The organism is Pseudonocardia lacus, from assembly GCF_018531445.1.
Lineage (GTDB): Bacteria > Actinomycetota > Actinomycetes > Mycobacteriales > Pseudonocardiaceae > Pseudonocardia > Pseudonocardia lacus.
Genome location: NZ_JAHDTH010000256.1, coordinates 1 through 9,587, shown reverse-complemented (window position 1 = coordinate 9,587; position 9,587 = coordinate 1). Strand labels below are relative to the sequence as shown.

8 protein-coding genes are annotated in these 9,587 nt (G+C 77.5%); all 8 read left to right on the top strand.

What is annotated here, in order from left to right:
• The coding region (locus KIK08_RS34460; RefSeq protein ID WP_214407511.1) for a hypothetical protein at positions 1-2,757 on the top strand (2,757 nt) is incomplete at its 5' end.
• Positions 2,754-3,806, top strand: coding sequence for an HAD-IIA family hydrolase (locus KIK08_RS34455; protein ID WP_408004776.1), 1,053 nt, complete (start codon positions 2,754-2,756; stop codon positions 3,804-3,806). The genes KIK08_RS34460 and KIK08_RS34455, both read left to right, overlap by 4 nt.
• Complete coding sequence (locus KIK08_RS34450; protein ID WP_214407510.1) at positions 3,803-3,994, top strand: hypothetical protein; 192 nt, start codon at positions 3,803-3,805, stop codon at positions 3,992-3,994. The genes KIK08_RS34455 and KIK08_RS34450 overlap by 4 nt, the downstream gene beginning before the upstream one ends.
• A gap of 25 nt (positions 3,995-4,019) precedes the next feature.
• Positions 4,020-4,814: a TlyA family RNA methyltransferase gene (locus KIK08_RS34445; RefSeq protein WP_214407509.1), complete on the top strand. Its 795-nt coding sequence runs from the start codon at positions 4,020-4,022 to the stop codon at positions 4,812-4,814.
• Positions 4,815-4,927: 113 nt separating this feature from the next.
• Complete coding sequence (locus KIK08_RS34440) at positions 4,928-5,839, top strand: NAD kinase (protein ID WP_214407508.1); 912 nt, start codon at positions 4,928-4,930, stop codon at positions 5,837-5,839.
• A gap of 38 nt (positions 5,840-5,877) precedes the next feature.
• Entirely contained in the window at positions 5,878-7,659 is a 1,782-nt protein-coding gene (recN, locus tag KIK08_RS34435) for a DNA repair protein RecN (RefSeq protein ID WP_214407507.1), read from the top strand.
• A gap of 177 nt (positions 7,660-7,836) precedes the next feature.
• Positions 7,837-9,015: a putative cytokinetic ring protein SteA gene (gene steA / locus KIK08_RS34430; RefSeq protein WP_214407506.1), complete on the top strand. Its 1,179-nt coding sequence runs from the start codon at positions 7,837-7,839 to the stop codon at positions 9,013-9,015.
• Positions 9,016-9,587, top strand: a 572-nt coding sequence (locus KIK08_RS34425) for a copper transporter (protein ID WP_214407505.1), incomplete at its 3' end; no start/stop codon positions are given. It lies immediately after the preceding gene.

Genomic DNA, 9,587 nt, shown 5'->3' with positions numbered 1-9,587 from the left:
CCCCGGGGCGGGGGGTGGCGCGACCGCGACGACCGCTCCGGCGACCGCGGCCCGTCGAGCCGTCCGAACGACCAGCGCGGCGGCTACCGCGGTGACCGCAGCGACCGCGACGACCGCCGCGGCGGCTACCGGGGCGACCGCGACGACAGGCGCGGGAGCTTCCGCGACGACCGCGGCCCGTCCGGGCGCGACCGCGGCCCCGACGACCGCCGCACCAGCCGCGACGACACCCGCTCCGGGGAGCGCGGCGGCTACCGCCGCGACGACCGCCCCGGCTCCACCGGCGGATCCGGGCGCCCCGGCGACCGGGGTGGCTACGGCCGCTCCGGCGCGGGATGGGCGGACCGACCCGCCCGCTCGGGCCCGTCCGACGACGACCGCCGCGGCCGCGACGATCGGCGCGGCGGCAGCCGGTCCGACGACCGCCGGGGCTCCGGCTGGAAGGACCGCGGAGACCGCCCGGGGTCCGGCTGGTCCCGCGACCGGGGCGACCGCCAGGGCTCGGGCTGGTCGAAGGACCGCGACGACCGCGGCCGGGCGCGCCCCGGCGACGACCGCCGCTCCGGCGCCCGGGACGACCGGTCCCGCCCCGCCCCCGACCGCAAGTACGACCGTGACGACCGCAGTGGGGACCGGCGCGGACCCAACCGGAGCGACCGGTCGGGCGAGCGCAGTGGGCCCGCCCGCGGCGACCGGCAGGGGCCGAGCCGCGACGCCCGCTACGGGACGGACAGCCGCGGCCGTGACGACCGGCGCGACGACCGCCGTGATGCCGGCGCCGGCGGTACCGGCTGGGACGACTGGTCGCGTGACCGGCGCGCCCCGCAGCGCGACGACCGCTCCGGCGACCGCCCCCGCGGCGGCAGCCGCAGCTGGGCCGACCGCCGCGACGCCGACCGCTCGACCTTCGACCGCGACAAGGGGCGCCGCGACGACCGCCGGAGCGACGACCGGTCGAGCGGCGCGGGCTCAGAGCCCGTAGCCGCCCCGTCCGACGTCGAGCAGCCCGCGCCTGCCGTGAGCGGCTCGGACGAGGTGGTGGTCGACTCCGACCGCGCCGACGCGCCCGCCGCCGACGCGCCCGCTGCTGACAGGCCCGCTGCTGACACGCCCGCCGCCGACACCGCTGCCCCCGACACGGTCGCCGAAGGCTCCGGCGCCGCCGGCGCGGGTGCTGCCGACGATGCAGCCACCCCTGCGGTGGCTGCCGAGGACCCGGCGGCCGTGGTCCGGACCGAGGCCGACAGCGCCGACGACGCGGGTGACCCGTCGTCCACCGACGCCCGTCCCGAACGCGACGAGCGCCCGGTCGAGCGCCCCCGCCGCGACGACCGCGGGCGGTCGGATTCCCGGCCGTCCTACGGCGACCGCGGCCCCCGCTCGGGCGAGCGCCCCTACGGCAGCCGCGACCGCCAGGACCAGGGGCGCCGGACCGACCGGACGCCCGGCCGGCGCGCTCCCGTCGGTGCGCCGCCGCTGCCCACCTCGGGGCGTGGTCGTCCCGGCCAGGAGCGGCGCCGCGAGCTCGCGGCCACGACCACGTTCGTCGACGAGCCCCCGCTGACCGAGTCGATCACGCCCGGCCAGCTGGACGCCGAGGTCCGCCGCGACCTGCGCGGCCTGCAGAAGGACACCGCCGAGAGGGTCGCCCGGCACCTGGTGGCGGCCGGGAGCCTGGTCGACGTCGACCCGGAGCTGGCCCTCGCGCACGCTCGCTACGCGCGGTCCCGCGCGTCGCGCATCGCCGTCGTCCGGGAGGCCGCGGGCATCGCGGCCTACCACGCCGGCGAGTGGTCGGAGGCGCTGGGGGAGCTGCGGGCGGCGCGCCGGATGGGTGGCGGGCCCGGGCACCTGGCCGTCATGGCCGACATCGAGCGCGCTCTCGGGCGTCCGGAGCGCGCGCTCGACCTGAGCCGCGGTCCGGAGGCCCGCGAGCTCGACCGGGCCGAGACCATCGAGCTGGCCATCGTGGCCGCCGGGGCCCGGCGCGACCTCGGCGAGCTGGAGGCGGCCGTGGTCGGCCTGCAGATCCCCGAGCTCGACCCGAAGCTGCGCCAGCCGTGGAGCGCGCGGCTGTTCTACGCCTACGCCGACAACCTGCTCGCCGTCGGCCGCGAGTCCGAGGCGCTGCAGTGGTTCGTGCACGCCGCCGACGTCGACGACACCGGCGAGACCGACGCCGACCAGCGCATCGCCCAGCTCACCGGCGAGGAGCTCGTCGAGGACGAGATCGAGTTCGGCGTCGAGGACGTGGACGACACCGACGCCGCTGCCGACGAGTCCGAAGCCGAGGACACCGCCGAGCCCGAGGACACCGCCGAGCCCGAGGACACCGCCGAGCCCGAGGACACCGCCGTCGCGGACGACGCCGTCGCGGACGCCGCCGTCGCGGACGCCGCCGTCGCGGACGACGCCGCCGGTGACGCGCCGGCCGACAGCACCCCCGCCGACGCGGCCGCCGAGCTGGCCGTCGCCGACCCCGGCTCGGCCGTCCCCGCCGACGACGACTCGACCGAGCAGGCCGACCCCGACATCGAGGGCACCAGCGTCCCCGCCGCCGAGCGCACCCCGGCCGGTGCCGACGAGCCGGAGTCGCCCGACGCCGACGTCCCCACCGTCATCGACACCGACACCGACGGCGAGGTCGTGGCGGGCTCCAACGGCGTCGTGACCGACGGCAGCGGCACCGACGAGGCAGACGGGACCGGGGAGACCGACCAGACCGGGGAGACCGAGGAGCGGGGCACACCGCGGTGACCGACATGCTCGACCGCTTCGACGTCCTGCTCGCCGACCTCGACGGCACCCTCTACCGCGGTCCCGAGGTGATCCCCGGCGCCGCGGAGGCGGTCAAAGCAGCGGGCGGGCGCGGCGTGGGCACCTGGTACGTCACCAACAACGCCTCGCGCACCCCGCGGGACGTCGCCGCGCACCTGGTCGAGCTGGGCTTCCCGGCCACCGCCGATGAGGTCGTCACCAGCTCGCAGGCCGCGGCGCGGTTGCTGGCCGAGCAGCTCGAGCCCGGTGCCGCGGTGCTCGTCGTGGGCACCGAGGCGCTGGTCGGCGAGGTCGAGGCGGTCGGGCTGAGCACCACCCGGGAGGCCGAGGGCGCCGTCGCCGTCGTGCAGGGGCACAGCCCGGACACCGGGTGGCGCATCCTGGCCGAGGCGACCGTGGCGCTACGGGCCGGCGCGGTCTGGGTCGCCTGCAACCTCGACCCGACGCTGCCCACCGAGCGCGGTCCGCTGCCGGGCAACGGCTCGATGGTGTCGGTGCTGCGCATCGCGTCCGGGCGCGAGCCGCAGGTCGCCGGCAAGCCGGGGCCCGCGCTGCTGCGCGAGGCGGCCCGGCAGGCCGGCGCGTCGGCGCCGCTGATGATCGGCGACCGGCTCGACACCGACATCGAGGGCGGTCGGGCGGCCGACATGGCGACCCTGCTGGTCCTCACGGGCGTCTCCGACGCCACCGAGGTGCTGTCCGCCCCGCCGCAGCGGCGCCCGGACTACATCGGCGCCGACATGAACGCGCTGGCGGCCGATCCGGATGATCTCCGGCCGGGGCCGCGCGCCGGGTGGGAGGTCACCGTCGCCGACCGTGGCGAGCTGCGTCTCTCCGGCTCCGGCGACGCGGTGGACGCGCTGCGTGCGCTGTGTGGCGCGCACTGGGCGGCGGGCGGCGGACCGGCCGTGGTGACCAGCGACGGAGGCGACGCCGACCGGGCGATCCGCGATCTCGGACTGAGCGGCGGTGAGTCCGGCTCGGCTACGGTTGGCAGCGCACACCGCCACCCAGGAGCCGATCGATGACCGTCCCCAAGCCGGGCCCGCCGCCGGTTGCGCAGGCCCGCCCGGCCGACCCCCGCCTGGCGGTGGAGCGGGCGATGACCGCGCTCGACGGGCTCGCCGACCGACCGCTGGCCGAGCACGTCGCGGTGTTCGAGCGGGTGCACGCCGCGCTGGGCGAGGCGCTGGCCTCGCCGGCCGGCACCGCGTGACGGCGTGGCGGCGGGGACGACTGCAGTGGCCACCCGAGCGCGGCTGGACGCCGAGCTGGTCCGTCGCGGGCTCGCCCGGTCGCGCCAGCAGGCCGCGGAGCTGATCGCGGCCGGGCTGGTCGACGTGCGCGGCGTCCCGGCGGGCAAGCCCGCGACGCAGGTCGAGCGCGACACCCCGGTCGTCGTCCGGGAGGCCGGCCGCCGCGAGTGGGCCTCGCGCGGCGCGCACAAGCTGATCGGCGCGCTCGACGCCCTCGACGTGCCCGTCGCCGGGCGGCGCTGCCTCGACGCCGGCGCCTCCACCGGCGGGTTCACCGACGTCCTGCTCGACCGCGGCGCGGTGGCCGTCGTGGCCGTCGACGTCGGCTACGGCCAGCTGGTCTGGCGGCTGCGCAGCGACGAGCGCGTCGCGGTCCTCGACCGCACGAACGTCCGCTCGCTGGAGCCGGCGGCGCTCGGCGGCCCGGTCGACCTGACGGTCGCCGACCTGTCGTTCATCTCGCTGCGCACCGTCCTGCCCGCCCTGGCCGCGTGCACCGCACCGGAGGGCGAGCTGCTGCCGATGGTCAAGCCGCAGTTCGAGGTGGGCAAGGCGCGCCTGGGCGCGGGCGGCGTCGTGCGCGATCCCGCGCTGCGGCTGGCCGCGCTCACCGAGGTCGTGGCCGCGGCCCGGGCCATCGGCCTGGTGCTGCGGGGAGCCACCGCGAGCCCGCTGCCGGGCCCGTCGGGCAACGTCGAGTTCTTCCTGCGGTTGGCCCGCGGCGGCGCCGACATCGGCGACGCCGCGCTGGCCGCGGCTGTCGAGGAGGGTCCGCAGTGACCGATGCCGTGATCCAGTCCGTGAGCGGTGCGCGCGCGGGGGCGGTCACTCCCCTTGCCGGGCAGCCCTGCGTGCACGGCCTGTTCCGGCCCAGCATTCGCGGAGGGAGCGACATGGCTCGCGAGGTGCTCGTGGTGCTGCACTCGGGGCGGGGCAAGAACCGGCGCACCGCGTCCGCGATCGCGCGCAGGTTGGCCGAGGCCGGTATCCGGCTGCGGGTGCTGGCCGACGAGTGGGCCGAGGTCGAGTGCGACGGCCTGCCCGACGATCTCGTCCCGCGCACCGTCGACGGCCTCCCGGGCTGCGCGGACGGCGCCGAGGTCGTCCTGGTCCTGGGCGGCGACGGCACGCTGCTGCGCGCCGCCGAGATGGCCCGCCCGGTCGGGGTGCCGCTGCTCGGGGTGAACCTGGGCCACGTCGGGTTCCTCGCCGAGGCCGAGCAGGAGTCCCTGGACTCCGCCGTCGAGGCGATCATCGACGGCACCTACGCCGTCGAGGAGCGGATGACCGTCGACTCGGTCGTGCGGCTCAACGGCACCGTGCTCAACCGCTCGTGGGCGCTCAACGAGGTCGCGGTCGAGAAGGGCAGCCGGGAGCGGATCCTGGAGGTCGTCCTGGAGATCGACGGCCGACCGGTCTCCGGCTTCGGCTGCGACGGCGTCCTGTGCGCCACGCCCACCGGTTCCACGGCCTACGCGTTCTCCGCCGGAGGGCCGCTGGTGTGGCCGCAGGTGGAGGCGATGCTGCTGGTCCCGAGCAACGCGCACGCGCTGTTCGCCCGGCCGATGGTGATCTCGCCGAGCAGCCACGTCGCCATCGAGGTCGACCCCAACGGCCCCAGCGCCCTGATGGACTGCGACGGCAGGCGCACCGTCGAGCTGCCGCCCGGCGCCCGGGTCGAGCTGGCCCGCGGGGCGGTGCCGGTGCGCATGGTCCGGCTCGACGGCCAGCCCTTCGCCGACCGCCTCGTGCGGAAGTTCGACCTGCCCGTGCGCGGGTGGCGGGGCGCGCCGCACACCGGGTAGGACGCGCGGTGTCGGGCGGGCGACGTACCCTTCGACCCATGTTGGCCGAGATGCGGATCCGGGGCCTCGGCGTCATCGAGGACGCCACCCTGGAGCTGGATCCCGGTCTCACCGTGCTCACCGGTGAGACCGGCGCGGGCAAGACCATGGTCGTCACCGGCCTCACGTTGCTCAGCGGCGGTCGGGCCGAGGCGTCGCGGGTGTCGAGCGGCGCCCCGCGCGCCATCGTCGAGGGCGTGTTCCACGCCGACGCGGCCGCGCTCGCGCTCGTCGAGGAGATCGGCGCCGACGCCGACGACGACGGCACCCTCATCGCCTCGCGCACGCTGTCGGCCGATGGGCGCTCCCGGGCGCACCTGGGTGGGCGCTCGGTGCCGGCGGGCGTGCTCGTGCGCCTCGCCGAGCACTCCATCGCCGTGCACGGCCAGAACGACCAGCTGCGGCTGCTGCGCGGCGCCGAGCAGCGCGCCCTGCTCGACCGCTACGCCGGCGAGTCGGTCGCCGGCCCCCTGCAGCTCTACCGCGCGGTCCGCGAGGAGTGGCTGCGCCTCGGCGCCGAGCTCACCGAGCGCCGCGACAACGCCCGCCGGCTGGCCCAGGAGGCCGACCTGCTGCGCCACGGCCTCACCGAGATCGACGCGGTCGCCCCGCAGCCCGGCGAGGACGAGGAGCTGCTCGGGCTCTCGCGCCGGCTGTCGGCGGCCGACGACCTGCGCGCCGCGGCCGCCGCCGCGCGCGCCGCCCTCGTCGGGCCCGACGACCCCGATCCGGACGCGCCCGGCGCGCTGGGCCTGGTCGGCGACGCCCGCCACCGGCTCGCCGCCACCGACGACCCGGAGCTCACCGCGTTCGACTCCCGGCTGGGCGAGGTGCTCGCCCTGCTCGGCGACGTGGGCACCGAGCTGACCGGCTACCTCGACCGCCTCGACGCCGACCCGGCCCGGTTGGAGCAGGCGCTGGCCCGCCAGGCCGAGCTGAAGTCGCTCACCCGCAAGTACGCCGCCGACGTCGACGGCGTCCTCGCCTGGGCCGAGAACGCCAGGGAGCGGCTGGCCGGCCTGGACATCTCCGACGAGGCGCTGGCCGCGCTGGCGGCCCGCCGCGACGAGCTGGCCGCCGACCTGGCGGGGCACGCCGCCGCCGTGAGCGCCGCGCGCACCGAGGCGGCCAAGCGGCTGGCCGAGGACACCACCGCCGAGCTGGGTGGGCTGGCGATGCCCGACGCGCGGCTGCTGGTCTCGGTCGGGCCGCGGCCCGCCGCGTCCGGGGCCGACGACGCGCTCACCGTGGCCGGCCAGCAGCTGTCGGCCGGTCCGGACGGCGTCGACGAGGTCGAGCTGCGGCTGGTCGCGCACGCCTCCGCCGCGCCGCTGCCGCTGCACAAGGGCGCCTCCGGCGGCGAGCTGTCCCGGGTGATGCTGGCCCTCGAGGTCGCGCTCTCGGGTGCCGACCCGGTCCCCACCATGGTCTTCGACGAGGTCGACGCCGGCGTCGGCGGGCGGGCCGCGGTCGAGATCGGGCGCCGGCTGGCCCGGCTCGCCCAGCGCCACCAGGTCATCGTGGTCACCCACCTGCCGCAGGTCGCCGCCTACGCCGACAGCCACCTCGTGGTCGACAAGGCCGCCCGGGGCGGTGGGGTGGTCCGCAGCAGCGTGCGCAAACTCGGCGACGACGAGCGCATCGGCGAGCTGGCCCGGATGCTGGCCGGCATGGACGACACCGACACCGGCCGCGCCCACGCCGAGGAGCTCCTCGGCGCCGCGCGGGGCCACCGCGAGGCCGACCGCGCCGCCGCGAACGGGGCCCGCCGCGGCCGCTGAGCGTGCCCGCCGGTCGTCACGATCGGTAAACCGCACGAGGGGCTGAGCCACCCTCCGTACACGGCCGCGAGCTGCGGCGACGCCCGATCGGGCCCGGCGTGCCGACGTCACCGTCCGGGGTGGGGCTGTCACAGTGCGGAGCATGAACACAGCGCGCCGCACGAAGGGGGTGCGCGCATGAAGCTCCCCGCCCTGCTGCAGCGTTCCACCCCCGACGACCTCCCCGGCCTCGTCGCCGTCGCCCGCGTCGACCGGAGCGCCGACGCCCTGGCCCGCCGGGTCAAGCCGGGCGAGATCGCGGTGATCGACCAGCTCGACCTGGACCGGGCCACGGCCGACGCGCTCATCGCCGCCGGGGCCATCGCGGTGGTCAACGCGTCGCCGTCGATCACCGGGCGGTACCCGAACCTCGGCCCGGAAGCGCTCGTCGCCTCCGGCGTGCTGCTGGTCGACGCCCTCGGGCCGGAGATCATGCACGCGGTCAAGGACGGGATGCGCCTGCGCATCGAGGACGGCGTGCTCTACACGGGCAACAAGCGCCTGGGCGTCGGGTTCGTCCAGGACGCCGACTCGGTGGCCGACGCGATGGTCGAGGCGAAGTCCGGGCTGAGCACCCAGCTGGAGGCGTTCGCCGGCAACACCATCGAGTTCATGCGCCGCGAGCGGGCCATGCTGCTCGACGGGCACGGCGTGCCCGACGTCGAGGTCGACATGGTCGGGCGGCACGTGCTGGTGGTGGCGGCGGGCTTCGACCACGCCGAGGAGCTGTACCGGCTGCGCCACTACATCCGGGAGTGCAAGCCGGTGCTGGTCGGCGTCGGCGCCGGCGCGGACGCACTGCTGGCCGCGGGGCACCGCCCCCAGCTGATCGTCGGCGACCCCTCCGCGGTCTCGCACGCCGCGCTGGGGTGCGGCGCCGACGTCGTCGTCCCGGCCGACCCGAGCGGGCACGCCCCCGGGCTGGCCCGCGTGCAGGACCTGGGGGCCAGCGCGGTCACCTTCCCCAGCTCGGCCAACCCCGAGGACATGGCGCTGCTGCTGGCCGCGCACGGCGGGGCGTCGCTGGTCGTCACGGTGGGGCTGTCGGCGAGCATGGCCGAGTTCCTCGACCGCAGCCGGGCCACCAGCAACGCCTCCACGTTCCTGACCCGCCTGCAGGTCGGCGGGGCGCTGGTGGACGGCGCGGCGCTGGCCGAGCTCTACCGCAGCCGCGTCCCGATCGGCGTGGTGTGGCTGGTGGTGCTGGCCGCCGCCGCCGCGGGGGTGGCCGCGCTGCTCGTCTCCGACGTCGGGGACGCCGTGCTGTTCTGGCTCGCCCAGGCGTGGGCGGGCGCACTGTCCTGGATGGGGTTGTAGATGATCTCTCTGCGCTACCACGCCGTGTCGATCGGGGCGGTGTTCCTGGCGCTGGCGGTCGGCGTGCTGCTGGGGGCCAGCGGAGTCTCCGACCGGGTCCTGTCGGCCGCGGTGAGCGAGTCCGAGGACCTCGACGGGCAGGTGCAGAGGCTGACCGCCGAGCGCGACGTGCTGGCCGGCTCGCAGCGCGGCGCGGAGGAGTTCGCCGCGCGGATCGGCCCGGCCGCGGTGCGCGGGCTGCTGGAGGGCAAGGCGGTCACCCTGCTGACCTCGGGCGCCGACCAGGCCGACCGCGCCGCCGTGCTCGACCTGATCGGCACGGCCGGTGCGGTGGTGGCCGGCGAGGTCGCGCTGACCCCGGCCGTCGGCGACCCGGCCCGCTCCGACCAGCTGCGCGAGCTGGCCGCCCAACTGCTGCCCGCCGGGGCTCAGCTGCCGGCCGCCACCGACACCGGCAGCCTGGTGGGCGGACTGCTCGGGGGCGTGCTGAGCGGCCCGGGCGCCGGCCAGGAGGCCGCCGAGCCGGTGCTGGCCGGGCTGGCCACCGCCGGGTTCGTGGCGCCGGGCCCGCC

What these genes read in the sequence shown, in the direction of transcription:
- KIK08_RS34450 (WP_214407510.1), top strand. Translation starts at nt 3,803, where the DNA reads ATGACCGTCCCCAAGCCGGGCCCGCCGCCGGTTGCGCAGGCCCGCCCG.
- KIK08_RS34440 (WP_214407508.1), top strand. Translation starts at nt 4,928, where the DNA reads ATGGCTCGCGAGGTGCTCGTGGTGCTGCACTCGGGGCGGGGCAAGAAC.
- recN (WP_214407507.1), top strand. Translation starts at nt 5,878, where the DNA reads ATGTTGGCCGAGATGCGGATCCGGGGCCTCGGCGTCATCGAGGACGCC.
- steA (WP_214407506.1), top strand. Translation starts at nt 7,837, where the DNA reads ATGAAGCTCCCCGCCCTGCTGCAGCGTTCCACCCCCGACGACCTCCCC.